The organism is Burkholderia sp. MSMB1835 (genome assembly GCF_001526365.1).
Lineage (GTDB): Bacteria > Pseudomonadota > Gammaproteobacteria > Burkholderiales > Burkholderiaceae > Burkholderia.
Genome location: NZ_LOYP01000032.1, coordinates 12,860 through 37,950, shown reverse-complemented (window position 1 = coordinate 37,950; position 25,091 = coordinate 12,860). Strand labels below are relative to the sequence as shown.

Below are 25,091 nucleotides of genomic sequence, written 5' to 3'. Positions count from 1 at the left end.
GGAATTACCTCGTGTGGCGGATGCGCGGATTCAGCACGCCGTACAGCAGGTCGACGACCAGGTTCACGACGATCACGAGCGTCGCGATCAGCAGGATGCCGCCCTGGACGACCGGATAATCGCGGCGGCCGATCGCATCGATCAGCCACTTGCCGACGCCGGGCCACGAAAAGAGCGTCTCGGTCAGCACGGCGCCCGCAAGCAGCGTGCCGATCTGCAGGCCGATCACGGTGACGACCGGGATCAGCGCATTGCGCAGCGCATGCACGACGACCACGCGCACGGGCGACAGCCCTTTCGCGCGGGCGGTGCGGATGTAGTCCTCGCGCAGCACTTCGAGCATCGACGAGCGCGTCATCCGCGCGATCACCGCGAGCGGGATCGTGCCGAGCACGATCGCGGGCAGGATCAGATGGCTCACCGCCGACTTGAACGAGCCTTCGTCGGGCGCGAGCAGCGCGTCGATCAGCATGAAGCCGGTCGGATGCGGGAAATCGTATTCGACCGCGATGCGCCCCGACACGGGCGTCCAGCCGAGGTACGACGAAAACACCATGATGAGGATCAGCCCCCACCAGAAGATCGGCATCGAGTAGCCGGTGAGCGCGGTGCCCATCACGCCGTGATCGATGACCGAGCCGCGCCGCAGCGCGGCGATCACGCCGGCCGGCAGGCCGACGGCGAGCGCGAACACGAGCGCGCACAGCGACAGTTCGACGGTCGCCGGAAAGCGCGCGAAGAATTCGCCCGCGACGCTCGTGTTGGTGATGATCGACGTGCCGAGGTCGCCGTGCAGCGCCCGGCCGACGTAGTGGAGGTACTGCAGCGGCAGCGGCTCGTCGAGCCCGAGGCGCTTCATCGCCTCTGCGTGCATCGCGGGATCGACGCCGCGCTCGCCCATCATCACTTCGATGGGGTCGCCCGGTATCAGGTGAATCAGCGCAAACGCCAGGATGGTGATACCGATGAAGGTCGGGATCACCATCCCCACGCGGCGCAACACGAATCTGAACATGATGCGTCTCGTATTTTCTTGTGGGAAATGTGCGACCGGCGACGGGAAGCTTTTGGCCTCCCGCCGCCGGATGAGTTAGCCGGTCTTCGCGACAGCTTACGACAGGCGTGTTACTTCACGCTCACCCCGTCGAAGCGGGCATAGCCGAGCGGTTCGATACGCATGTCGACCACGTTCTTGCGCACCGGCTGATAGACCGTCGAGTTCGCGATCGGCGAGAACGGCAGTTGTTGCGCGAAGATCTGCTGCGCCTGCGTATAGAGCTTCGTGCGCGCGTCCTGGCCCGTCGTCGTGCGGCCCTTCTGGACCAGCTCGTCGAACGGCTTGTAGCACCAGTGCGAGAAGTTGTTGCCCTTGATCGCCTCGCAGCCGAGCAGCGTGCCGAGCCAGTTGTCCGGATCGCCGTTGTCGCCCGTCCAGCCGATCAGCATCGTGTCCTGCTCGCCGCCGTGCGCGCGCTTGATGTACTCGCCCCACTCGTACGTGACGATCTTCGCCTTCACGCCGATCTTCGCCCAGTCGGCCTGGATCATTTCGGCCATCAGGCGGGCGTTCGGGTTGTACGCGCGCTGCACCGGCATCGCCCACAGCGTGATCTCGAAGCCGTTCGGATAGCCCGCCTTCGCGAGCAGCGCCTTCGCCTTCGCGGTGTCGTACGCGGCCATCTTCAGGTTCTTGTCGTACGACCATTGGGTCGGCGGCATCGGCGCGGTCGCGGCCTGGCCGGCGCCCTGGTAGACGGACTCGAGGATCGCCTTCTTGTTGATCGCCATGTCGAGCGCCTGACGCACTTCGAGCTTGTCGACCGGCTTGTGCTCGACGTTGTACGCGAGGTAGCCGAGGTTGAAGCCGGCCTGCGACGGCATGTCGACGTTCGAATCGGCCTTCAGCGTCGCGATGTCGGCCGGGCGCGGATAGCTCATCACCTGGCATTCGTTGCGCTTGATCTTCTGCACGCGCACGCCCGGATCCGGCGTGATCGAGAAGATCAGCTTCGACAGCTTCACCGCACCCTTCTTCCAGTAATCAGGATTGCCATCGAAGCGGATCGTCGCGTCCTTCGTGTAGCTGCGGAAGATGAACGGGCCCGTGCCGATCGGCTTCTGGTTGATGTCGGCGGCCTTGCCGGCCTTCATCAGCTGATCCGCATATTCGGCCGACAGGATCGACGCGAATTCCATCGCCATGTTCTGGATGAACGGCGCGTTCGGCTCGGCCAGCGTGAACTTCACGGTGTACGGGTCGACCTTCTCGATCTTCGTGATCAGCTTGTCGAGGCCCATGTCGGTGAAGTACGGGAACGACACCGGGTACGCCTTGCGGAACGCGTTGTTCGGATCGAGCATGCGCTCGAACGAGAACACGACGTCGTCCGCGTTGAACTCGCGCGTCGGCTTGAAGAAGTCGGTCGTGTGGAACTTCACGCCATGGCGCAGGTGGAACGTGTACACCTTGCCGTCGGACGACACGTCCCACTTCTCGGCGAGGCCGGGCTCGACCTTCGTGCCGCCGCGCTCGAATTCGACGAGGCGGTTGTAGACGGTGAACGTGGCGGCGGTGAAATCGACGCCGGTCGTGAATTGCGCGGAATCGAAACCCGCCGGGCTGCCTTCTGAGCAGTAGACGAGCGTTTTGTTCGGGATCTGTGCGAATGCAGAGCCCGCGACGCCGAGCGATGCCGCTGCCACGCCTGCCATGGCGGTAACACGCAGGGTGTGCAACAGACGGTTGTATTCCATGTTTCCTCCAGGTCTCCAGATCGGAACCGGCCCCGCCAGGGGCCGGCGTACGCGGATATTACTTGAGCTAACGATGCGGCAACAAGCTGGAGAAAAAACTCTTCTGGATGCCCGCCGGGTTTTTGCCGATTTTTAGTGTGGGTAAAAAATGCGACAACGCGCGCGAGCGACGATTCCGTTCATTTCGCGGCATGTTTCGTTCGACGACTAAACAATTCGGGTGCGAACACGAAGGGGGCGACGCCCCGTTTCCTCCGCATTCCGCAGCACATCATTGCGTTTTGCGAAACGATTCGATGACCGTCTTCGAATCGTCATGTCGTCACGCCGGCGCATCGAGATCGGCGCTGCGTGCGGGCACGAACGCGACCGCGACGATCGACAGCGCGAGCCCCGCCATCACGTAGTAGGTCGGCGCGAGCGGCGTGCCCGTGACCTTGATCAGCCACGTGACGATGAACTGGCCGAAGCCGCCGAACAGCATCACCGCGACGTTGTACGCGATCGACAGCCCGGTCGAGCGCACGTTGGCCGGGAACAGCTCGGCGATCATCGCGCCGAACGGCCCGTAGTAGCCCGCGAGCGTCACCGACAGCACGGCCTGTACCGCGATCAGCCGCCCGATGCTCGGCGCCGCGTCGAGCCACGCGAACAGCGGATACATCAGCGCGAGCGTCAGCACCAGCGACCACAGCGACAGCCCCTTGCGGCCGATGCGGTCCGACCACGCGCCAGCGACCGGCGACAGCACCATCAGCAGCAGGTTGCCGACGATCACCGCGTAGAACGATTCCGCATAAGGCAGTTTCAGTTGCTTCACCGCGAAGGTCGGCAGATAGCTGATCAGCACGTAGATCGTCACCGTGAGCGCGATCACCGAGCCGAGGCCGCACAGCACCTCGCGCGGGTGGCGCGTGAACACTTCGCCGAGCGTCGCGCGGCGCGCGCTTTGCTGCGCATGCAGGAATGCTTCGGAATCCGCGAGATGGCGGCGGATGTAGAAGCCGATCGGGCCGATCACGAGCCCGAGGATGAACGGCACGCGCCAGCCCCAGCTGCGCAGCGCGTCGTGCGACAGCCCGCGCGTGACGGCCGCGCCGACGAGCGCGCCGATCAATAGCGCGGCCGCCTGGCTCGCCATCTGCCAGCTGCCGTAGAAACCGCGTTTCGAGAACGGCGCGGCTTCGATCAGCAGCGCCGTCGCGCTGCCGAATTCGCCGCCCGCGGAAAAGCCCTGCAGCAGGCGGCCGAGCACGATCAGGAGCGGGCCGCCGATGCCGATCGCCGCATAGGGCGGCGCGATCGCGAGCAGGAAGATGCCGGCCGTCATCAGCAGGATCACGAGCGACAGCGCGGCCTTGCGGCCCGCGCGGTCCGCGTACAGCCCGAACACGATGCCGCCGATCGGACGCATGAAGAACGCGACGCCGAACGTCGCGGTGGTGAGCAGCAGCGACGAGTATTCGCTGGTGGTCGGGAAGAACAGCTCGGCGATCACGACCGTCATGAAGCCGAACACCGTGAAGTCGTACCACTCGAGCGCATTGCCGATCACGGCGGCCACCACCGCGCGCCGGTTCAGCGCACGCTCGGGCCGGGTCGCTTTCGTTGAATTCGCAATCGTCGCCATGCGTGCCTCGTCCTCGTGAATACGTCGTATCGGGCGGTTCGGCGCGCGGCGTGCCGCGGCGCGCTGGTGTGCAGCGAGTGTAGAAAGCGACGGAACCGTTTTCAAGCAATAAAAAACGCCCGCCATCGAACGACGGCGAGCGTGTTGCGGTTTTCGCCACAATGCGGCATCGCACGATGCCGCACGGGCCTCAACCCATCTTCGAGAAAGCGCTGCACCAGCCCTTCGCCGACACCTGCTTGCCGGGGAACGCGCCGCACGGGCCCGAAGCCGAGCCCTTCTTGCCCTGGTACAGCATGCAGGCCGCGCAATCCTGGCCCGCTGCGTATTTCGGGTACTTCGTCTTGTCGACCTTCGTGGCATCGGCCTTGTAGCCGAGCGCCGTCGCGGTCGGATCGGTTTCCGACAGCATCGGCGCGTCGGCCAGCGCTTCGCGCGACAGCGCCAGCGCGGACACGGCGCCAATGCTCGTGATCAGGAAACTCCGACGGGATGTTTTCATGGGGGACTCGCTCCAACGTTATCGGTTTGAAAGCCGTTCTGGCGACGGCGTACGACAGAATAACGCCCAAGCGGATAAATGTGCGCGCCGAAATGCCGGAGATAAGGGATTTCACACGGGCTCGTCCGGCCGGCCCGCGCGGCGGCGGGCCGTGCGTCACGCGCGCGACACCATGTCGCCGACGCGCTGCGCGAGCGCGAGCGCGGCGGTGAGCCCCGGCGACTCGATGCCGAACAGGTTCACGAGCCCGCGCACGCCGTGCTGCGCGGCGCCCTGCACGATGAAGTCGGCCGGCGGCTCGCCGGGCCCCGCGACCTTCGGCCGGATGCCCGCGTACGCCGGCTGCAGCGCACCGTCGGGCAGGCCCGGCCAGAATGCGCGAATCGACGCGTAGAACGCGCCCGCGCGCGCCGGATCGACGTCGTAGCGCAACGCATCGCACCACTCGACGTCCGGGCCGAAGCGCGCCTGCCCGCCGAGATCGAGCGTCAGGTGCACGCCGAGCCCCGCGCGATCGGGCATCGGATAGATCAGGTGCGAGAACGGCGCACGGCGCGACAGGCTGAAATAATTGCCGCGCGCGAGATAGAGCGGCGGCACCCAGCGCGGATCGAGGCCACGCGTGCGGCGCGCGAGCGCCTGCGCGCCGAGGCCCGCGCTGTTGATCACGCAGGCGGCGTCGATCTCGGTCGGCGCGGCGCCGCCGGTGCGCACGATGAAGCGCCCGCCGCGCAGCACGTCGATCGCGTCGACCGGCGCTTGCAGCGCGCACACGGCGCCGTGGCGCTCCGCATCGCCGAGCAGCGCGAGCATCAGCTGGTGGCTGTCGACGATGCCCGTCGACGGCGAGAACAGCGCCTCCACGCATTCGAGCGCGGGCTCGAGCGTCTGCGCCTCGGCGCGCGTGAGCGGCAGCAGGTCGAGCACGCCGTTTTCGGCCGCGCGCGCGGCGATCGCCTTCAACTGCTTCACCTGCGCGGCGCTCGTCGCGACGAGCAGCTTGCCCGTGCGCCGGTGCGGCACGTGATGGGTGTCGCAGAATTCGTACAGCAGGTCGCGCCCGTGCACGCACGTCACCGCCTTCAGCGACCCGCGCGGATAGTAGAGCCCCGCGTGAATCACCTCGCTGTTGCGCGAACTCGTGCTCGTGCCGATCGCGTCGGCCGCCTCGAGCACGATCGTTTCACGCCCGCGCGCGGCGAGTTCGCGCGCGATCGCCAGACCGACGACACCCGCGCCGATCACGACACAATCCGTCTGCTCCATGGCTTTTTGCGCTGCTCGCGCATCGAAGGGAGAGGGAAGAATTGTACGTCCCGGTTCGCCCGCTTGCCGAACGCGCGCGCATCGTGTCGCGACGATGCGGCCCACCGCGCAACCCGCGCCACGCGCGCACGCCGCAGCCGTGCGCGCGTGGCCGCGTCAGAAGCCGATCGGCCGGCGCTTCGCCGCGCCTTCGTCGGCGCGGATGTCGGCCGGCGCGATCGCGTCGCGGCCGTCGAGCCGCGCGGCGCCGAACGCGTGCAGCAGCGCGCGGCGCATCGTGCGCGGCGGCGTCGCGGCCAGCACGTCGAGCGCGTCGTCGCCGAGCGTATCGGGAAAGCGCCGCCCCCATGCATGCGACGTGCGGATCTCGTCGTAGATCGTCTGCGCGATGCGGCGCGCGCCGGCCGCATCGGGCGGCGCGATCTCGTACACGTTCATCCGGTTGAGCAGCGGCTCGGGAATCGCGTGCGCGTCGTTCGCGGTCGCGATCCAGATCACGTTGCCCGCGTTGATCGGCACTTCCGCGAATTCGTCGACGAACGCGCGCGCGGTGTCGTGCTCGAGCAACGCATACAGCGCGCCGAGCGGATCGTATTGCGCATCGCTGCCGGCCTTGTCGATCTCGTCGACCGCGATCACCGGGTTCGCGTAGCTGCCGTTCACGAGCGCGTCGAACACCTTGCCGGGCTTCGCGTTCTTCCATTGCGACGATGCGCCCGACAAGATCCAGCCCGCCGTCAGCGAACTCATCGGCACGTAGTGGTACGCGGTGCCGAGCAGTTGCGCGAGTGCCTTCGCGAAATGCGTCTTGCCGATCCCGGGCGGCCCGAGCAGCAAGATCGGCATCAGTTCGAGCCGGTCGTCCGTTTCGAGACACAGCGCGATCTGCTTGCGTACGTCGTCGAGCGGCTCGCCGAAATTCGGCAACGCTTCGCCGAGCGCGTCGAACGACGGCATCCGGTTCGGCTTCACGCAGAAGCGCAGATTCCCCGTCTTGAGCATCTTCTCGTAGGTCGAGCGCAGTGCGTCGCTTGCGCTCTCGTTCAGGTCGCCCAGCGCCGTCTCGACCTGCTCGAGGTCGTACACCGTGCTGAAGGACGCCACCGCCAGTTCCTGTTTCACCATCGCCGTCGTCATACCTACCTCGCTGCACTTGCCGTCACATACTCATCAGACCCTTACGATTTCAGTGTAGCGATCCCGCATCGCCATGCAAGCAAGCAGCCGGGTGCGTCTGCTGCTAACAGCGCGCGCACGCTGCATGGCCGCGCGCCGCGGCGTATGATCGAACGTTCACGAGGCTCGCGCCGGGCTCGCCGACGGCGCCCGCGCGCCGCGCACACGCTGCCGCGCACCTCGCCCGACGCCTCGCCCGAAGGGTTGCCGATGTCCATCCCCGCTGCTTCTCCGCGCGTCGACGCCGACGCGATCCGTTCCGTCGACGCCGCGCTCAAGTCGCGTCGTTCGGTCCGTGCGTTCCTGCCGACGCCCGTGCCGCGCGAGACGATCGAGGCGATCCTCGAAGCCGCGAGCCGCGCGCCGTCGGGCACCAACATCCAGCCATGGCGCGTGTACGTCGCGACGGGCGCCACGCGCGACGCACTCGCCGCCGCGCTCACCGCGGCCTACGACGATCCGGCGCGCGACGAGAAATACGTCGCCGAATACGACTACTACCCGCGCGAATGGGTGTCGCCGTATATCGACCGGCGCCGCAAGGTCGGCTGGGATCTGTACGGCCTTTTGAACATCCGCCGCGACGAGAAGGCGCGCATGCACGCGCAGCACGCGCGCAATTTCCGCTTCTTCGATGCGCCGGTCGCGCTGTTCTTCACGCTGGACTGGGTCATGACACATGGCGCATGGCTCGATTGCGGGATGTTCCTGCAAGGCGTGATGACGGCCGCGCGCGCCCGCGGCCTCGATACCTGCCCGCAGGCCGCGTTCGTGCCGTTTCACCGGATCGTCGCCGACCACCTCGGCATTCCGCCGAACGAACAGTTCGTCTGCGGGATGGCGCTCGGCCATGCGGACCCCGACGCGATCGAGAACCGTCTCGTCACCGAGCGCGCGAGCGTCGCCGAATTCACGCGCTTTTTCGCTTGAAAACGCATGACGCGGCCTTACCTGTCGAGCAGGACCGCATCGTGCTGCGAACCTGCCGCGGCACGTCCCGTCACATCGCGACCGAAATCGATCGGGCGTAAGATGTGCGTCCGTTCCCCGCTATCCCGCGTTTCCGGAGACGTTTCATGCTGAAACACGGCCTGGCCGTCCTGCTTGCGAGCGTCGTGCTCGCCGCCCATGCGCAGAGCCCCGCGCCCGCCGTCGTCGCATGGGAAATCCAGGTGGTGCGCGACGGTCAGACGATCGACACGTTCCAGCAAAACACCACCGTGGGCCAGTCCCGCACCGATACTCATCGCTATCCGGCCGCCGTGCCGGTGGGCTGCGGCAATGCCGCGCGCGTCGTGCCGACCGAGCGCTCGCGCTCGGTGACGGTCGCCCCGCTCGCCGTCGACGCCAGCGCGAACACCGTGTCGCTCGGGCTCGACGTGCAGGAAACGCTCGACGACGAAAACGCGCGCGGCGATCCGTGCCTGCCCGCGTCGCCGCGGCAAATCGTCGCGAGCCACCCCGGCCTGTCGGTCGGCGGCGACGCCTGGACCGACTGGACGCTCGTCGAGCAGCATCCGCATCTCGTCTACCGCGTGCGCGCGCACGTCGCGAAGGACTGAGCGTCATGTCCGCCGACGCCCTCTCGCTGCCGTTCGCCGAACCGCACGCCGCGCCCGACGAAATCACCGCCGTCAGCTGGAACCTGCACAAGGGCCGCTCGCCGCTCGGCTTCACCGCGTGGAACGCGATGCGCGACTGGATGCAGTCGACGCACGCCGACGTGTATTTCCTGCAGGAAGCGATGGCGCGCCGCATGCCGCGCCCGATGCTCGCCCCGGGCTTCGGCGCGCCGATGGACGACGCGGTCGACGACGTGTGGCATTGCCAGGCCACCGAGATCGCGCAGGCGCTCGACTGGCAGATCGCGCTCGGGCCCAACGTGTTCAAGCCGTCGTGGCGGCACGGCAACGCGATCCTGTCGCCGCATCCGCTCGACCTCGGCGGCCGCTGGGACATCTCCGCGCACCGCTTCGAGCGGCGCGGGCTGCTGGTCGCGCGCGCGACGCTCGCGGGCGCGCGCCCGGTCACGCTGCTGTGCGCGCATCTCGCGCTCACGCGCGCCGCGCGGCTGCGCCAGATGCACTGGATCGCGCACTGGATCGTGCGCAACGCGGGCGACGGCCCGCTGATGCTCGCCGGCGACTTCAACGACTGGCGCAACGATTCGGTCGCGCTGTTCGGCGAGATCGGGCTGTCCGAGGTCGCGACGCTGCTCGGCGAATCGGGCCGTACGTTCCCGGCGTTCTCGCCGGCGCTCGCGCTCGACAAGATGTTCGTGCGCGGCCTGACGCCGCTCGAATGGCGCGCGCCGTCCGGCGAGGCCGCGTGGTTGTCGGATCATCTGCCGTACATCGCGCGTCTGCGCCTCGATCCGCAGTAAGCCGCCCGGTCGGGCGCGCCGCCGGCCGCGGCGCCGCCGGAACGCGTCGGCCTCGGCGCGAAACGGCCGATCGACCGATGAAAGTCGGTTGAAAGGATATGTTGCGCCAAATCCGCGCGGCCGCGGGGGTCAAGCCCGCGATCCGCGTCAACAGGGTAAAATAACGAGTTCCTCAAACGTCTGTCATCGAGAAGGCGCGTGTCCGACGCGCCGGCCGGCCGATCCGCGATCGGGCCGTCGCACTCGGTTTTTGCCCGTTTTTGGGCCCGTTACACGCGTTCGCCACGCGCGTCCGTTTTCAAAGCCATGAGCAAATACGACACCGCCACCGTCCAATCCGTCCATCACTGGACCGACACGCTTTTCAGCTTCACCTGCACCCGTGAGGCGAGCCTGCGCTTCAACAACGGCGAATTCACGATGGTCGGCCTCGAAGTCGACGGCAAGCCGCTCGCGCGCGCCTACTCGATCGTCAGCCCGAACTACGAAGAGCATCTCGAATTCTTCAGCATCAAGGTGCAGAACGGCCCGCTGACGTCGCGCCTGCAACACCTGAAGGTGGGCGACAAGGTGCTGATCGGCAAGAAGCCGACGGGCACGCTGGTGGCCGACAACCTGCTGCCGGGCAAGACGCTGTGGATGCTGTCGACGGGCACGGGCCTCGCGCCGTTCATGTCGATCATCCGCGATCCGGACATCTACGACCGCTTCGACAAGGTGATCCTGACCCACACGTGCCGCCTGAAGGGCGAGCTCGCGTACATGGACTACATCAAGCACGACCTGCCGGGCCACGAGTACCTGGGCGACATCATCAAGGAAAAGCTCGTCTACTACCCGACGGTCACGCGCGAAGCATTCGACAACGAAGGCCGGATCACCGACCTGATCGCGACGGGCAAGCTGTTCACGGATCTCGGCGTGCCGGCGTTCTCGCCGGAAAACGACCGCGTGATGCTGTGCGGCAGCACCGCGATGCTGAAGGACACGACCGACCTGCTGAAGCAGGCCGGCCTCGTCGAAGGCAAGAACAGCGCGCCGGGCCATTACGTGATCGAGCGCGCGTTCGTGGACTGATCGATCCCCCAATTTGCGCGTCATCAAGAACCGGAGCGAAAGCTCCGGTTTTTTTTCGTCCCTACTTGGCGAATTCGTAACAAACTGGGACCATTCCATCTCAAATAGTTACATTTTGATACGTCATCGCCCGGTGCTCGGGCGTCAGTGTTTTTCCTACAACACCTTCATTCCGATTATTCACATTTACCCTTAAATGACCGCCTGACATGACCTTTTCGGAAATTTTGAGATATTATTCGGCGCGCGTGGTTGTCGTACGGATGAGCGTGGAAGGGTCGGATGCAAGTGTTACAAGATGTAACTTTTGTTACTTCGGCATGGAGCGATTCCGTGGCGGCGACCGTCATCGAAACGGCAGCCAGCCCACGCAGCCAGCCGGTGTCTGAACCGCTTTCTGACAGCAGGGAGAGTCATGGATACGTCGCTTAACGCGCCCTCGGGCGCCCACGCCCCGTTCCCGTCGCGGCAGCGCATGCCCGGCTGCGCTACCACTCCGCCCATCGCCGACGAAGGGTCGAGACGCGACGCGTCCGCCGCGCGGATCGCGGCACTTTCCGCCCAGCTTCTCGCCGCCGACGAAGCGGCCCGCCGCCATTTGGCCGGCGAGCTGCACGACGGGCTCGGCGCCGAATTGACCGCCGCCCGCTTCGCACTCGCAAACGTTCAAACGTGGCTGCCGGCCGACGCGCCGGAAGCCTGCCTGCGCGCGCTGGCGCTGGCGCAGCAGGCGCTCGACGCCGCGACCGACGCGAATCGCCGGCTCATCGACGAGCGTGGCGCGCCGGCGCTCGACGCCGGCATGGTCGGTGCGCTGTCGTCGTGGATCGACACCCATGCGGCGCGCACCGGCCTGCGCACGAGCTTCGTGTGCGCGGCCGACGCACGCCTGACGCAGCTCGCCGGCGCCGGCGCGCTCGCGGTGTTCCGCGTCGCGCAGGAGGCGCTGTCGAACGTCGCGAAACACGCGCGCGCGACGTCGGTCGACGTCCGGATCGCCACCGACGGCACGCATCTGTCGCTGAGTGTCGCCGACGATGGGACCGGTTTCGCCCGGCCCCGCCGCAACGGCTACGGCCTGGCCGGCATGCGTGCCCGCTGCGAGGCGTTCGGCGGCAGCTTCGAGACGGCCACGCCGGCGACCGGGCGCGGCACGCGCGTCACCGCGCGCTTCGCGTGGGCTTCGCTGCTCGGGGTGCCCGGCGCGGCACGCCGCACGTCGCTTTCGTGAGGTCGCGATGAGCCTGAACATCCTGCTCGTGGACGATCACGCGATCGTCCGGCAAGGGATCCGCCAGTTGCTGATCGATCGCGGCGTCGCGCGCGACGTGACCGAGGCCGAGAGCGGCGGCGACGCGATGGCCGCCGTCGACAAGCAGGAATTCGACGTGATCCTGCTCGATATCTCGCTGCCCGACACCAACGGCATCGAGGTACTCAAGCGCCTCAAGCGCAAGCTGACGCGCACGCCGGTGCTGATGTTCTCGATGTACCGCGAGGACCAGTACGCGGTGCGCGCGCTGAAGGCCGGCGCGGCCGGCTACCTGTCGAAGACGGTCAACGCCGCGCAGATGATCGGCGCGATCCAGCAGGTCGCGGCCGGCCGCAAATACGTGAGCCCCGCGATGGCCGAGGCGCTCGCCGAATACGTGTCGTTCGAGAACGAACCGCTGCCGCACGAGAAGCTGTCCGATCGCGAATACCAGACGCTCTGCATGCTCGCGTCGGGCAAGCGGCTCACCGATATCGCGAACACGCTGTCGCTGTCGGTGAAAACGGTGAGCGTGTACCGGTCGCGGCTGCTCGAGAAGATGCGGCTGTCGAACAACGCGGAACTCACGTTCTACGTGATGAGCAACCGGCTCGTCGACATGGCGCCCGCGGCCGGCGCCTGATCCGATCCCCGGCCCACTCGAATTCGTCCGATCCGGCGACGCGGCGCAGGCCGCGCCGCGCTCGACCGCGCCCGACCCAGCCCGTTTCGCGCGCACAAACGCTTGTTTTATCGGACGATTTCGCGGCGCCCCGCTGCGCCGCAGCGGGGCTTGTACGCCAAATCGGCTAAAATTATCGGTTTTCACTCAGTTGGTGCGCCGTGCCTGCGCGTGCCGGCGATTCATCCGCAATGTCTCTCTTCCGCAAGAAAAACGTCGATCGCATGATCGCCGGCGCGCAAGCCGCCGGGCTCAAGAAAGCGCTCGGCGCGATCGACCTCACCTTCCTCGGCATCGGCGCGATCATCGGCACCGGCATCTTCGTGCTGACCGGCACCGGCGCCGTCCAGGCCGGGCCGGCGCTGATGCTGTCGTTCGTGATCGCCGCGATCGCGTGCGGCCTCGCCGCGCTGTCGTACGCGGAGTTCGCGTCGACGATCCCCGTCGCCGGCTCGATCTACACGTATTCGTACGCGACGCTCGGCGAGCTCGTCGCGTGGATCATCGGCTGGGACCTGATGCTCGAGTACGGCCTCGCGTCGTCGGCCGTGTCGGTCGGCTGGTCGGGCTACCTGCAGTCGCTGCTGCAGGGCTTCGGCCTCACGCTGCCGACCGTGCTCACCGCCGCGCCCGGCGCGGTGCCGGGCGTCGTCACGTGGTTCAACCTGCCCGCGTTCCTCGTGATGATCGTGATCACGACGCTGCTGTCGATCGGCATCCGCGAATCGACCCGCATCAACAACATCATGGTGTTCATCAAGGTGTCGGTCGTGCTGCTCGTGATCGCGGTCGGTCTGTTCCACGTGACGCCCGCGAACTGGCAGCCGTTCATGCCGCACGGCTGGAACGGCGTGTTCGGCGCGGCCGCCGTGATGTTCTTCGCGTTCATCGGCTTCGACGCGGTGTCGTCGGCGGCCGAGGAAGTGAAGAACCCGAAGCGCGACCTGCCGATCGGCATCATCGCGTCGCTCGCGGTGTGCGCGGTGCTGTACGTGACGGTCGCCGCGGTCGCGACCGGCATCGTGCCGTCCGCGCAGTACGCGAGCATCTCGCACCCGATCTCGTACGCGCTGCAGATCGCCGGCGAGAAGTGGGTCGCGGGCTTCATCGACCTCGGCGCCGTGCTCGGCATGCTGACCGTGATCCTCGTGATGAGCTACGGCCAGACCCGCATCATCTTCGCGATGTCGCGCGACGGCCTGCTGCCGGCGGCGCTGTCGCGCGTGCATCCGCGCTTCGCGACGCCGTTCCTGACGACCTGGCTGGTCGGCCTGTTCTTCGGGCTGATCGCCGCGCTGGTGCCGCTCAACGTGCTCGCCGAGCTGATCAACATCGGCACGCTCGCGGCGTTCTCGATGGTGTCGATCGCCGTGCTCGTGCTGCGCCGCACGCACCCCGAACTGCCGCGCGCGTTCCGCTGCCCGGGCGTGCCCGTGGTGCCGATCCTCGCGGTCGCGTCGTGCCTGTTCCTGATGCTGAACCTGCAGCCCGTCACGTGGGCCGCGTTCGGCATCTGGCTCGTGATCGGCCTCGCGATCTACGCGCTGTACTCGCGACGCCATTCGAAGCTCGCGCACGGCCACCCCGACGCGCACTGAGCCTCCGCGATGGCGCGCCTTGCGCGGTGCGCCATCGCGAGCCCCCCACGCGGGACCGGCACCGGCTCCGCACGCCCTCTCTCCCACCCCCCTCGGCCACCGCGCGATCGCTGTCCGATCGTCGCAATCTCTTGCCCGATTCTCCGGATTTGCGTGCGCGGCCGGCGCGCCGCCTGCACGCGCGCGCCGGGCGGTTCATAATCCCGCCATCGAACGACGGCGCCGCACGACGGGCCGTCCGGCAACAGGAAAAACGATGGAAAGCGTCGATCTCGATGTACTGAAATCCAGCGCGCGCTGGCTCGAAGAAGGACGTCGCGTGCTGCTCGTGACGGTCGTGAAGACGTGGGGCTCGTCGCCGCGCCCTGAAGGCGCGATGCTCGCGGTGCGCGAGGACGGCCTGGTGGTCGGCTCCGTGTCCGGCGGGTGCATCGAGGACGACCTGATCGCCCGCGTGCATGCGAGCGGGATCGCGGCCGATGCACGCCCGGAAGCGCTCAAGTACGGCGTGACGGCCGAGGAAGCGCACCGCTTCGGGCTGCCTTGCGGCGGCACGATCCAGCTCGTGCTCGAACCGCTCACGCGCGACAGCGGGATCGCCGCGCTGTGCGCGGAAGTCGAGGCCGGCCGCCTCGTCACGCGCACGATGACGCTCGCGACCGGGCGCGCGTCGCTGTCGCCCGCGCAGGCGACCGACGGGCTCGCCTTCGACGGCGAACGGCTCGTGACGATCCACGGGCCGCGCTACCGGATGCTCGTGATCGGCGCCGGTCAGTTGTCGCGCTATCTGTGCCAGATCGCGGTCGGGCTCGACTATCAGGTGACGGTCTGCGATCCGCGCGAGGAATACACGGATGCGTGGGACGTGCCGGGCACGCGCGTCGTGCGCACGATGCCCGACGATACGGTGCTCGACATGAAGCTCGATGCGCGTTCGGCCGTGATCGCGCTCACGCACGACCCGAAGCTCGACGATCTCGCGCTGATGGAAGCGCTGAAGACGCCCGCGTTCTACGTGGGCGCGCTCGGCTCGCGGCGCAACAACGCGGCGCGGCGCGAGCGGCTGCGTGAATTCGATCTGAGCGAAGCGGAGCTGGCCCGGCTGCACGGGCCGGCCGGCATCTACATCGGCAGCCGGACGCCGCCGGAAATTGCGATCTCGATCCTCGCGGAGATCACCGCCGCGAAGAACAACGTGTCGCTACCGACGATCCTGCAGGTCGAAGGCGCGAAGGCCGCACGCGAAATCGCGGCGCACGGCGGCGCGGCCTGCGGCCTCTGACCCGCGCCGGCGGGCGGCCGCGCTCGCGCGGGGCGCCGGCGCCGGCCGGCGCGAACGTCGATCAGGCCAGGCCGGCCGCCAGCGCGGCGGCAACCGAACCGACCACCAGCACGACGCCGACCGTACGGCGCTTGTTCAGCTCGGTCCACAGCAGCACGCCCGTCAGCGACAGCAGGATCAGCGAGCCTGCGATCGTGTCCATCAGCAGCACCCAGCCGAGCTTCATCCCGACGCCGCGATGCAGGTTGTTCAGCGTCGTCAGGAACGTGTTGCCCGTGCGTTTCACGGACACGTAGCCGTTGCCGACCCAGTACTCGCCCTGCAGGTTCTGGTGCGGCCCGAACACGCCGAATTGCCAGTGTTCGGGCTGCATCACGCGCTTGTCGCCCCACGCGACGGCCTGCGCGGGCTCCTTGCGCATGCGGCCCGGCTTGCCGTCGAAATGCAGCTCTTGTTGCAGCCACTTCGTCATCGCGGCAGGCGTCTTCGGCACCGGATCCGGCAGCGCGATCTGCATTTCCTCGACCTGCGGCTCGCCGGTCGAAATCTTCAGCGGCGGCGCGCGGTGATTCAGCAGCACGCCCGTCACGCCGAACAGCAGCCCGAGCACCGCGCCCCACAGCCCGACCCAGCCGTGCACCTTGCGCAGCCACTTGATGAAGGTCGCGCGGCGCGAGCGCTGGCGGCGCGCGGCCAGTTCGTCGTCGGTCAGCGGGCGGCCCGCCGGGTGCAGCACGGTGACGCCGGCGCGCGGCAGGCCCGTCTCGGGCGGGTCGATCGTTTCGGGCGCGTTCACGCGAAAGTATCCATTCGTTCAAAACGACGGGCGGCGCGCAAGGTATGCGCGCCGCCCGGGCAACATGAAAATGAGAATGGATATCATTACATAAATCGAAAGCCGGCTCAATCCGTGCGCATACGGAGCGGGAGGCACGGCGCACGCGCAAATTCGGACGAAAGGCACACGTTGCAATCCGAAGGCGAACGATGGATGGAAAATACCGGCAGAACGATCCCGCAAGCCACGGACAGCCTTTCGTAAGAACCCGCCCGTCGGCAGACCGCTCAGCGCAGCGGCGGCAGCGGAAAGCGCGGCGCGGCGTCGTCCGGCTCGGGGTCGGCGCGATCGAGCGCGTACAGCCACGCGAGCAGGTCCGCGACCGCCTGATAAAGCTGCGGCGGAATCCGGTCGTCGAGATCGACCTGCATCAGCAGCGACACCATCTCCGGCGCCGTATGCACGTACAACCCCGCATCGTGCGCGCGCGCGACGATCATCTCGGCGAGCACGCCGTAGCCCTTCGCAACCACGCGCGGCGCCGCGTCGCCGCCTTTCGGATCGTAGACGAGCGCGGCCGCGCGCTTGCGCGACGTCATGCTCATGGCAGCGCCTCGTCATCGTCGCCCGGCACCCGCGCGTCGGGGCCGCCGGCCGCGCCGCGCGCGTACGCGGCGGCGGCCTGCGCGGCGAACAGGTCGAAGCCGTCCGGCCCGTCGTCGACCGCGCGGATCGACAGCCCGCCCACCCTGAGCCCCGATCCTTCGAGCCGCTGCCGCAGCGCGGCTTCGTGGCGCGTGAGACGGTCCGCGCCCGTCTGGTTCGCGCGCAGCCGCGCGACGAGCTGCGCGCCGTTCAGCACCAGTTCGGCATCGACCGTGCCGAGCGACGGCAGCGTCAGCGTCAGGCGCGTGCGCCACGCGATGCCGTCGCCCGTGTCGTCGCCGCCGCGCGGGGCGCGATGGCCCGGCTCGTCGGGTTCGATCGTCCAGTCGAGCCGCGCGCCCGGCCACGCCTCGCCGGTCCAGCGAAACTGGTCGGTCGCGAGCGCGTCGAGCTGCTGCCGCACGAGCGGCACGGCGGCCGGATGCACGGCTGCGAGCGGCTGCGCCTGCGGCTCGGACGATGCGGCGGCCAGCTCGGCCCGCGCGGGCGTCCAGCGCGTATCGGTGTGCGCAGCCAGCGGATCGGCGGGGTCGAGCGGCAACGATGCGCTCTGCCGGGCGGCCGCCGGCGCGGCCTGCGCCGGGTCGCGCGCCGACGCGGCGCCGCCCTGGGACGGCGGTGGCGCGCTGGCCCGTGCGGCAGCCGGCAGCGACGGGCGCGGCGCGAGCAGTTCGTCGAGCACGTCGGTCGACGCGTGCGGAACGGCTTGCGGGTCGGCCGGCGCGAGCGCGGTCGCGAGGCGTGCCTGCGGTTCGCGCAGCAGCGCCGCGAGCGGACGCTGGCCGGCCAGCCACTGCGCGAGATGGGATTCGTAGAAGAGGCCGCTTTCGCTCACGGCCTGCGCGAGCGCCGCGCGCAACGCCGCGACCGGCGGCGGCGCGGCCGCTTCGCGCGCCGCCGACGCGGACGACGCTTCAGCGGAAGCGGGCGGGGAGGACGTCGCGGGACCGGACGCGGCCGGCGCGCGCGCCGGCGCGGGCGTATCGGCGAGCAGCACGGCGGGATCGGCCAGCAGCGGCAGCCGACCGACGATCGCCGGCGTCGCATCGCCGCCCGAGCGCGAAATCGCGTCGAGCGCGCGCCCGACCTCGGACAGCGCGGTCTGCGTGGAAGCCGGCGGCGCGGCGCTCGGGCTGCCGGCCGGCGGCGAGGACGACGCGCCGGCGCCGGGCGTGCCGACCTGCGAGGTCGCGCCGCCGCCGACGGGCGCCGATACGGTGCCGGTCAGCAAGCTGTCGAGGCGGCTCGCCAGCAGCGCGGCCGCAACGGAGTCGATACCGGTCATGATCGGAGCCTGCTCACCTTGGGGTTCGTTTGCATGGGCAAACGGACCTGCACATCGTTGCGAATCCGGCGCGGCACGCCTGCGCCGGCCGCGGAAACGGCGCGCGCCGCGTGCGGCACCGGGCCCGGGCGCCTCGCGCCCGTCTGCCGGACGACGGCCCTACCCGCGCGCGCGATAGAGATCGGTCAATACCTGGGTCGAGCGCCGCGCCTCGAACAGCGCGGACAGCCGCGCGACGTCCGGGCTCACGAGATCGCGGATCGCGGCGTCGTCGGCCAGGATGCGGCGGATCAGGTCGAGCTTGCGGCCGAGATCCGATTCGTCGAGCGCGACGCCCGGATCGGCCTCCTTCAATCCGTCCACGAGCTGCATGAATTCGGCCTGCAACCCCGGCAACGCGTTCCAGTCGGCGCCGCGCGCGGCGCACAGCATCCGGTTCGACACGGCGGCGAGCGCCTCGTAACGCGCGAAGTATTCGGCCTTGTGATTCATCGTGATGCTTCCGCTGCCTGTTGCGCGGCCATCCGCGCGACTTCCGGGGCGATGCCCGTCCATGCTTCCTCGAGCGTCGCGAGCAAGCCGTCGACCTCGACCAGCATCGCGTCGCTCGCCTGCGCGTTCGCTTCCAGCAGGCGCCGGCCGATATACACATACAGCGCATGGAGCCGGTCGGCGATCTCGCCGCCCGCATCGCGGTTCAGCGACGCCTGCAGGCCGCTCTCGACGATCCGGATCGCCTTGCCGATCGCTTCGCCGCGCCCGGCTACGTTGTCCTGTTGCAAATGCATGCGCGCCAGCGCGATCGCCTGCCGCGCCCCCTGGTACAGCATCGCGATCAGCCGATGCGGGGAGGCGCCCATCACCCCGGTCTCGACGCCGACACGCGCGTACGCACTGGCTCCAGCGTGTCCTGGGGAAAACATGCGCTTCTCCTTTATTTGCCTTGGCTATGCGGGAGCCGTCGCCGTGCGTCGCACGGCGCGGCCTTCACCGGAGTTATCGGAAGGGATTTGAAAAGCTTTAGGTGCGCCGGGGCTGCCGGCGGGCAAGCGTCGCCGGCCCGTCGGCCCCGTTCCGCAAGCGCCGGATCGTCGCCGGATGCCCGTCGTCGGACGGCCGCATCCCGGATGCCCGTTCCCGGATGCCCGTCGTCGGATAGCCGCCCCCGGATGCCCGTCGCCTCACACCGACATCTGCATGATGTCGTTGTAAGCGCTCACTAGCTTGTTGCGGACCTGGAGCCCGAACTGGAAGCCGATATTGGCTTTCTGCATGTCGACCATCACGTCGTTCAGCGAGATGTTCGGCGCGCCGACCTCGAACGCCTTCGCCTCGCCGAGCGCGCGCTGCTGGTCGCCGCTGATCTTGTCGAGCGACGCCTTCATCGCGCTCGCGAACGTGCCGGCCGTCGCCGCGCCCGAGCCGGCCAGCGCCGCCGTCGGGCTCGCGACGCCGCCGGACGCCTGCGCGGCCATCGACTGCATCTGTTGCAACACCGAACCGATTCCGCTGACGTTCGCAGTCATGCTGTCCCCAGACCTAGAGAAGAGACCCGGACGCACCGGGCGTTTCCGCCGGCGCCGCACCACGCGCACCATGCCGGATCGCGAAAAAGGATAGCAGCGCGGCGCGCGTCAAAGCCGAGAAAGTACGGGGGAAACCCCGCTCTTTTCGGTCGATCGGAGTGCGCCGCGGGTCACCATAATCGCATCGTGTCATTGTCCGCCCGCTCGCCCGAGCGAGCTCAGTCGCCCCGCTCCGGAGAAACTCGACGCATGGATTCGCAGGCCAACTCGCTGATCAACCCAGACGCCCGCGCGGGCCTCAGCCCGGCGCCCGGCGCCGCCGCGGCCGCCGCGTTGCCGGGCGCGGGCGGCGCAGGCGCGGACTTCGGGCTGGGCGGCTTCGCCGAACGCATTCCCGGCATCTCGCGGATGAAGGGCAACCCGAAGCTGCCGTTCGTGATCGCCGTCGCGTTCGCGATCGCCGCGATCACCGCGCTCGTGCTGTGGAGCCGCGCGCCCGACTACCGCGTGCTGTACAGCAACCTGTCGGACCGCGACGGCGGCGCGATCATCGCCGCGCTCCAGCAGGCAAACGTGCCGTACAAGTTCGCCGATGCCGGCGGCGCGATCCTCGTGCCGTCGAACCAGGTGCACGAAACGCGGCTGAAGCTCGCCGCGATGGGGCTGCCGAAGGGCGGCTCGGTCGGCTTCGAGCTGATGGACAACCAGAAATTCGGCATCAGCCAGTTCGCCGAGCAGATCAATTACCAGCGCGCGCTGGAAGGCGAGCTGCAGCGCACCATCGAATCGATCAACGCCGTGCGCGGCGCGCGCGTGCATCTCGCGATCCCGAAGCCGTCGGTGTTCGTGCGCGACAAGGAAGCGCCGAGCGCGTCGGTGTTCGTCGACCTCTACCCGGGCCGCGTGCTCGACGAGGGCCAGGTGCAGGCGATCACGCGGATGGTGTCGTCCGGCGTGCCCGACATGCCCGCGAAGAACGTGACGATCGTCGACCAGGACGGCAACCTGCTGACGCAGACTGCGTCCGCTTCCGGCCTCGACGCGAGCCAGCTCAAGTACGTGCAGCAGGTCGAACACAACACGCAGAAGCGCATCGACGCGATCCTCGCGCCGATCTTCGGCGCCGGCAACGCCCGCTCGCAGGTCAGCGCGGATCTCGATTTCTCGAAGATCGAGCAGACGTCGGAAAGCTACGGCCCGAACGGCACGCCGCAGCAAGCCGCGATCCGCAGCCAGCAGACCAGCAGCGCGACCGAACTCGCGCAAGGCGGCGCGTCGGGCGTGCCGGGCGCGCTGTCGAACACGCCGCCGCAGCCGGCTTCCGCGCCGATCGTCGCCGGCAACGGCCAGAACGCGCCGCAGACGACGCCCGTCAGCGACCGCAAGGACCAGACGACCAACTACGAGCTCGACAAGACGATCCGCCATACCGAACAGCCGATGGGCAGCGTGAAGCGGCTGTCGGTCGCGGTCGTCGTCAACTACCAGCCGGTCGCCGACGCGAAGGGCCACGTGACGATGCAGCCGCTGCCGCCCGCGAAGCTCGCGCAGGTCGAACAGCTCGTGAAGGACGCGATGGGCTACGACGCGAAGCGCGGCGACTCGGTCAACGTCGTGAACAGCGCGTTCTCGACCGCGAGCGACCCGTATGCCGACCTGCCGTGGTGGCGCCAGCCCGACATGATCGCGATGGCGAAGGAAGCCGCGAAGTGGCTCGGCATCGCGGCGGCCGCGGCGGCGCTCTACTTCATGTTCGTGCGCCCGGCGATGCGCCGCGCGTTCCCGCCGCCCGAGCCGCCCGCGCCGGCGCTCGCGGCGCCGGACGAAGCGGTCGCGCTCGACGGCCTGCCCGCGCCGGAAAAGACGGCGGAGGAAGCCGATCCGCTGCTGCTCGGCTTCGAAAACGAGAAGAACCGCTACGAACGCAACCTCGACTACGCGCGCACGATCGCCCGCCAGGATCCGAAGATCGTCGCCACCGTCGTGAAGAACTGGGTGTCCGATGAACGCTGAAGGCTTGACCAAGAGCGCGCTGCTGCTGATGTCGATCGGCGAGGAAGAGGCCGCGCAGGTATTCAAGTTCCTCGCGCCGCGCGAGGTCCAGAAGATCGGCGCCGCGATGGCCGCGCTGAAGAACGTCACGCGCGAGCAGGTCGAGGACGTGCTGCAGGAGTTCGTGAAGGAAGCCGAACAGCACACCGCGCTGTCGCTCGATTCGAGCGAGTACATCCGCTCGGTGCTGACGAAGGCGCTCGGCGAGGACAAGGCCGGCGTGCTGATCGACCGCATCCTGCAGGGCAGCGACACGAGCGGCATCGAAGGCCTCAAATGGATGGATTCGGGCGCGGTGGCCGAACTGATCAAGAACGAGCATCCGCAGATCATCGCGACGATTCTCGTGCACCTCGACCGCGATCAGGCCTCGGAAATCGCGTCGTGCTTCACCGAACGGCTGCGTAACGACGTGCTGCTGCGGATCGCGACGCTCGACGGCATCCAGCCGGCCGCGCTGCGCGAGCTCGACGACGTGCTCACGGGCCTGCTGTCCGGCAGCGACAACCTGAAGCGCAGCCCGATGGGCGGCATCCGCACCGCGGCCGAGATCCTGAACTTCATGACGAGCGTGCACGAGGAAGGCGTGCTCGAAAGCGTGCGCCAGTACGACGCCGATCTCGCGCAGAAGATCATCGACCAGATGTTCGTGTTCGAGAACCTGCTCGACCTCGAGGACCGTGCGATCCAGATGGTGTTGAAGGAAGTCGAGTCGGAAACGCTGATCGTCGCGCTCAAGGGTGCGCCGCCGGCGCTGCGCCAGAAGTTCCTGGCGAACATGTCGCAGCGCGCGGCCGAGCTGCTCGCCGAGGATCTCGACGCGCGCGGCCCGGTGCGCGTGTCCGAAGTCGAGACGCAGCAGCGCCGCATCCTGCAGATCGTGCGCAACCTCGCCGAGAGCGGCCAGATCGCGATCGGCGGCAAGGCGGAAGACGCGTATGTCTGATTCGGCGAGCGATCGCGTGGGCACCCTCACCGCGTACCAGCGGTGGGAGATGGCGTCGTTCGACCCGCCGCCGCCCCCGCCGCCGCCCGACGACGCGGCGGCGGCCGCCGCCGCGCTCGCCGAGGAACTGCAGCGCGTGCGCGACGCCGCGCACGCCGAAGGCCATGCGGCCGGCCACGTCGAAGGCCAGGCGCTCGGTTACCAGGCCGGTTTCGAGCAGGGCCGCGAACAGGGCTTCGAGGCCGGCCGGGCCGACGCCCGCGAACAGGCCGCGCAGCTCGCGGCGCTCGCCGCTTCGTTCCGCGAAGCCGTATCGGCGGTCGAACACGATCTCGCGTCCGACCTCGCGCAACTCGCGCTCGACATCGCACAGCAGGTCGTGCGCCAGCACGTGAAGCACGACCCGGCCGCGCTGGTCGCCGCCGTGCGCGACGTGCTCGCGGCCGAGCCCGCACTGTCCGGCGCGCCGCATCTCGCGGTGAATCCGGCCGACCTGCCGGTCGTCGAAGCGTACCTGCAGGACGAGCTCGACACGCTCGGCTGGAACGTGCGCACCGACGCGTCGATCGAGCGCGGCGGCTGCCGCGCGCACGCCGCGACCGGCGAGGTCGACGCGACGCTGCCCACCCGCTGGCAGCGCGTCGCCGCCGCGATCGGCAAGGTGAGCGCGTGGTGACGCGCGTGCCCGAGTCGGTGCTGCACGACGGGATGACGCCGCTCGAGCGCGAACTCGCGCTCGCGTCGTTCGGTCCCGAAGCGGCGCATAGCGCCGCGCATGACATAGAGAACACACACGGCACGCACGTGCACGCGCATGCGGCCGATGCCGCCGGCGCCGCCCCGCGCGCGCCGCACAATCCGCATCTCGCGCACTGGCGCACGCACCTGAACGGGCTTGCCGCGCGCAGCCGCCACGCGCTGCCGCTGCGGCCGTGCGGACGCCTCACGCGCGCGGCCGGCCTCGTGCTCGAGGCGATCGGGCTGCGCCTGTCGGTCGGCGCCGAATGCACGATCGAACTGCCGCCCGGCAGCACGCTGCCGCACGCGGAAGCCGAAGTCGTCGGGTTCGCCGGCGACCGCCTGTTCCTGATGCCGACCACCGACGTCGCCGGCGTCCTGCCCGGCGCACGCGTGTGGCCGCGCGAAAGCGCGCCCGTCGCCGATCCGCTCGCGGGCGCGAAGCGGCTGCCGGTCGGCTGGGAGATGCTCGGGCGCGTCGTCGACGCGTCGGGCCGCCCGCTCGACGGCCTCGGCCCGCTCGCGTCGAAGGTCGACGCGCCGCTGTCGGCGCCGTCGATCAACCCGCTCGATCGCGAGCCGATCCATCACGTGCTCGACGTCGGCGTGCGCGCGATCAACGCGCTGCTCACCGTCGGCCGCGGCCAGCGGATGGGCCTGTTCGCGGGCTCCGGCGTCGGCAAGTCGGTGCTGCTCGGCACGATGGCGCGCTACACGAGCGCGGAAGTGATCGTGATCGGCCTGATCGGCGAACGCGGCCGCGAAGTGAAGGAATTCATCGAACAGATCCTCGGCGAGGACGGGCTCGCGCGCTCGGTCGTCGTCGCGGCGCCGGCCGACGTGTCGCCGCTCTTGCGGATGCAGGGCGCCGCGTACGCGACGTCGCTCGCCGAGTATTTCCGCGACCAGGGCAAGCACGTGCTGCTGCTGATGGATTCGCTCACGCGCTACGCGATGGCGCAGCGCGAGATCGCGCTGGCGATCGGCGAGCCGCCCGCGACGAAAGGCTATCCGCCGTCGGTGTTCGCGAAGCTGCCCGCGCTCGTCGAGCGCACCGGCAACGGCCCCGAAGGCGGCGGCTCGATCACCGCGTTCTACACGGTGCTGACCGAAGGCGACGACCAGCAGGACCCGATCGCCGATTCGGCGCGCGCGATCCTCGACGGTCACATCGTGCTGTCGCGCGCGCTCGCCGAGGCCGGCCACTATCCCGCGATCGACATCGAGGCGTCGATCAGCCGCGCGATGACCGCGCTGATCGACGAAGCGCATCTCGACCACGTGCGGCAGTTCAAGCAGATGCTGTCGCGCTACCAGCGCAATCGCGACCTGATCGCGGTCGGCGCCTACGCACCCGGCCGCGACGCCCAGCTCGACCGCGCGATCGCGCTCTACCCGCGCATCGAGGCGTTCCTGCAGCAGGGCTTTCGCGAATGCGCGCCGTTCGCATCGAGCCTCGCCGCGCTCGATGCGCTGTTCGACGCTTACGGAGGCTGAT

Annotated in this window: 24 protein-coding genes; 12 read left to right on the top strand and 12 right to left on the bottom strand. The window is 68.7% G+C overall.

Features of this window, described 5'->3' with window-relative positions; translation table 11 throughout:
- Nucleotides 1-4: 4 nt before the first annotated feature.
- The 6 genes from WS96_RS14110 to WS96_RS14085 all read right to left on the bottom strand — a co-directional run bounded on the left by WS96_RS14110 (nt 5) and on the right by WS96_RS14085 (nt 7,289).
- A complete protein-coding gene (locus WS96_RS14110; RefSeq protein ID WP_059833248.1) occupies nt 5-1,015 on the bottom strand; it encodes an ABC transporter permease subunit in 1,011 nt (336 codons plus the stop codon).
- A 110-nt stretch (nt 1,016-1,125) separates the two neighbouring features.
- Nucleotides 1,126-2,754, bottom strand: coding sequence for an ABC transporter substrate-binding protein (locus tag WS96_RS14105; RefSeq protein ID WP_059833246.1), 1,629 nt, complete (start codon nt 2,752-2,754; stop codon nt 1,126-1,128).
- Between the two features lie 322 nt (nt 2,755-3,076).
- Nucleotides 3,077-4,384 carry an MFS transporter gene (locus tag WS96_RS14100; RefSeq protein ID WP_034208629.1) on the bottom strand — a complete coding sequence of 436 codons (1,308 nt, stop codon included), beginning with the start codon at nt 4,382-4,384 and terminating at the stop codon, nt 3,077-3,079.
- A gap of 190 nt (nt 4,385-4,574) precedes the next feature.
- Entirely contained in the window at nt 4,575-4,886 is a 312-nt protein-coding gene (locus tag WS96_RS14095) for a high-potential iron-sulfur protein (protein WP_059780786.1), read from the bottom strand.
- Nucleotides 4,887-5,042: 156 nt separating this feature from the next.
- Nucleotides 5,043-6,152 carry an NAD(P)/FAD-dependent oxidoreductase gene (locus tag WS96_RS14090; protein WP_059833244.1) on the bottom strand — a complete coding sequence of 370 codons (1,110 nt, stop codon included), beginning with the start codon at nt 6,150-6,152 and terminating at the stop codon, nt 5,043-5,045.
- A 156-nt stretch (nt 6,153-6,308) separates the two neighbouring features.
- On the bottom strand, nt 6,309-7,289 hold the full coding sequence (locus tag WS96_RS14085; protein ID WP_034208632.1) for an AAA family ATPase: 981 nt from the start codon (nt 7,287-7,289) through the stop codon (nt 6,309-6,311).
- 249 nt (nt 7,290-7,538) lie between these two features.
- Between WS96_RS14085 and WS96_RS14080 the strand changes: the two genes are divergently transcribed.
- The 8 genes from WS96_RS14080 (at nt 7,539) to WS96_RS14045 (ending at nt 15,602) form a co-directional block, all read left to right on the top strand.
- Nucleotides 7,539-8,258 carry a nitroreductase gene (locus WS96_RS14080; RefSeq protein WP_059833243.1) on the top strand — a complete coding sequence of 240 codons (720 nt, stop codon included), beginning with the start codon at nt 7,539-7,541 and terminating at the stop codon, nt 8,256-8,258.
- A 146-nt stretch (nt 8,259-8,404) separates the two neighbouring features.
- Nucleotides 8,405-8,890 (top strand): hypothetical protein, encoded by a 486-nt coding sequence (locus WS96_RS14075; RefSeq protein WP_059833241.1) that lies wholly within the window; start codon nt 8,405-8,407, stop codon nt 8,888-8,890.
- 5 nt (nt 8,891-8,895) lie between these two features.
- A complete protein-coding gene (locus WS96_RS14070) occupies nt 8,896-9,711 on the top strand; it encodes an endonuclease/exonuclease/phosphatase family protein (protein ID WP_034208635.1) in 816 nt (271 codons plus the stop codon).
- Nucleotides 9,712-10,017: 306 nt separating this feature from the next.
- Nucleotides 10,018-10,788, top strand: coding sequence for a ferredoxin--NADP reductase (locus tag WS96_RS14065; protein WP_059500612.1), 771 nt, complete (start codon nt 10,018-10,020; stop codon nt 10,786-10,788).
- Between the two features lie 415 nt (nt 10,789-11,203).
- The gene (rqpS, locus tag WS96_RS14060) at nt 11,204-12,019 is read left to right on the top strand and encodes a quorum system sensor histidine kinase RqpS (RefSeq protein WP_059833239.1); all 816 of its coding nucleotides are present in this window, start codon (nt 11,204-11,206) and stop codon (nt 12,017-12,019) included.
- 7 nt (nt 12,020-12,026) lie between these two features.
- Nucleotides 12,027-12,683 (top strand): response regulator transcription factor RqpR, encoded by a 657-nt coding sequence (gene rqpR / locus WS96_RS14055; protein WP_059500610.1) that lies wholly within the window; start codon nt 12,027-12,029, stop codon nt 12,681-12,683.
- A gap of 230 nt (nt 12,684-12,913) precedes the next feature.
- Nucleotides 12,914-14,320, top strand: coding sequence for an amino acid permease (locus tag WS96_RS14050; protein WP_059833238.1), 1,407 nt, complete (start codon nt 12,914-12,916; stop codon nt 14,318-14,320).
- A gap of 256 nt (nt 14,321-14,576) precedes the next feature.
- Nucleotides 14,577-15,602, top strand: coding sequence for an XdhC family protein (locus WS96_RS14045; protein WP_059824722.1), 1,026 nt, complete (start codon nt 14,577-14,579; stop codon nt 15,600-15,602).
- A gap of 61 nt (nt 15,603-15,663) precedes the next feature.
- Here the strand turns inward: WS96_RS14045 and WS96_RS14040 are convergent, their stop codons facing one another.
- The 6 genes from WS96_RS14040 to fliE all read right to left on the bottom strand — a co-directional run bounded on the left by WS96_RS14040 (nt 15,664) and on the right by fliE (nt 19,857).
- A complete protein-coding gene (locus WS96_RS14040; RefSeq protein WP_059833236.1) occupies nt 15,664-16,398 on the bottom strand; it encodes a PepSY-associated TM helix domain-containing protein in 735 nt (244 codons plus the stop codon).
- Between the two features lie 269 nt (nt 16,399-16,667).
- Nucleotides 16,668-16,985, bottom strand: a complete 318-nt coding sequence (locus WS96_RS14035; RefSeq protein ID WP_059833234.1) for an EscU/YscU/HrcU family type III secretion system export apparatus switch protein — start codon at nt 16,983-16,985, stop codon at nt 16,668-16,670.
- Complete coding sequence (gene fliK / locus WS96_RS14030; RefSeq protein WP_059833232.1) at nt 16,982-18,331, bottom strand: flagellar hook-length control protein FliK; 1,350 nt, start codon at nt 18,329-18,331, stop codon at nt 16,982-16,984. The genes WS96_RS14035 and fliK overlap by 4 nt, the downstream gene beginning before the upstream one ends.
- Before the next feature lie 159 nt (nt 18,332-18,490).
- The gene (locus tag WS96_RS14025; protein ID WP_059824716.1) at nt 18,491-18,823 is read right to left on the bottom strand and encodes a flagellar protein FliT; all 333 of its coding nucleotides are present in this window, start codon (nt 18,821-18,823) and stop codon (nt 18,491-18,493) included.
- The gene (gene fliS / locus WS96_RS14020) at nt 18,820-19,254 is read right to left on the bottom strand and encodes a flagellar export chaperone FliS (protein ID WP_059833231.1); all 435 of its coding nucleotides are present in this window, start codon (nt 19,252-19,254) and stop codon (nt 18,820-18,822) included. Before fliS ends, WS96_RS14025 begins: the two co-directional genes overlap by 4 nt.
- Before the next feature lie 258 nt (nt 19,255-19,512).
- On the bottom strand, nt 19,513-19,857 hold the full coding sequence (fliE, locus tag WS96_RS14015; RefSeq protein ID WP_034208646.1) for a flagellar hook-basal body complex protein FliE: 345 nt from the start codon (nt 19,855-19,857) through the stop codon (nt 19,513-19,515).
- Nucleotides 19,858-20,106: 249 nt separating this feature from the next.
- Here fliE and fliF point away from each other — a divergent pair, with 249 nt between their 5' ends.
- From fliF to fliI, 4 genes are read left to right on the top strand one after another with little or no spacing between them, the layout of a single operon-like run.
- Nucleotides 20,107-21,870: a flagellar basal-body MS-ring/collar protein FliF gene (gene fliF, locus WS96_RS14010; RefSeq protein WP_059833229.1), complete on the top strand. Its 1,764-nt coding sequence runs from the start codon at nt 20,107-20,109 to the stop codon at nt 21,868-21,870.
- On the top strand, nt 21,860-22,855 hold the full coding sequence (gene fliG / locus WS96_RS14005) for a flagellar motor switch protein FliG (protein WP_034208648.1): 996 nt from the start codon (nt 21,860-21,862) through the stop codon (nt 22,853-22,855). The genes fliF and fliG overlap by 11 nt, the downstream gene beginning before the upstream one ends.
- On the top strand, nt 22,848-23,531 hold the full coding sequence (fliH, locus tag WS96_RS14000; RefSeq protein ID WP_059833227.1) for a flagellar assembly protein FliH: 684 nt from the start codon (nt 22,848-22,850) through the stop codon (nt 23,529-23,531). Before fliG ends, fliH begins: the two co-directional genes overlap by 8 nt.
- Complete coding sequence (gene fliI / locus WS96_RS13995; protein ID WP_059833225.1) at nt 23,525-25,090, top strand: flagellar protein export ATPase FliI; 1,566 nt, start codon at nt 23,525-23,527, stop codon at nt 25,088-25,090. The genes fliH and fliI overlap by 7 nt, the downstream gene beginning before the upstream one ends.
- Nucleotide 25,091 lies beyond the last annotated feature (1 nt).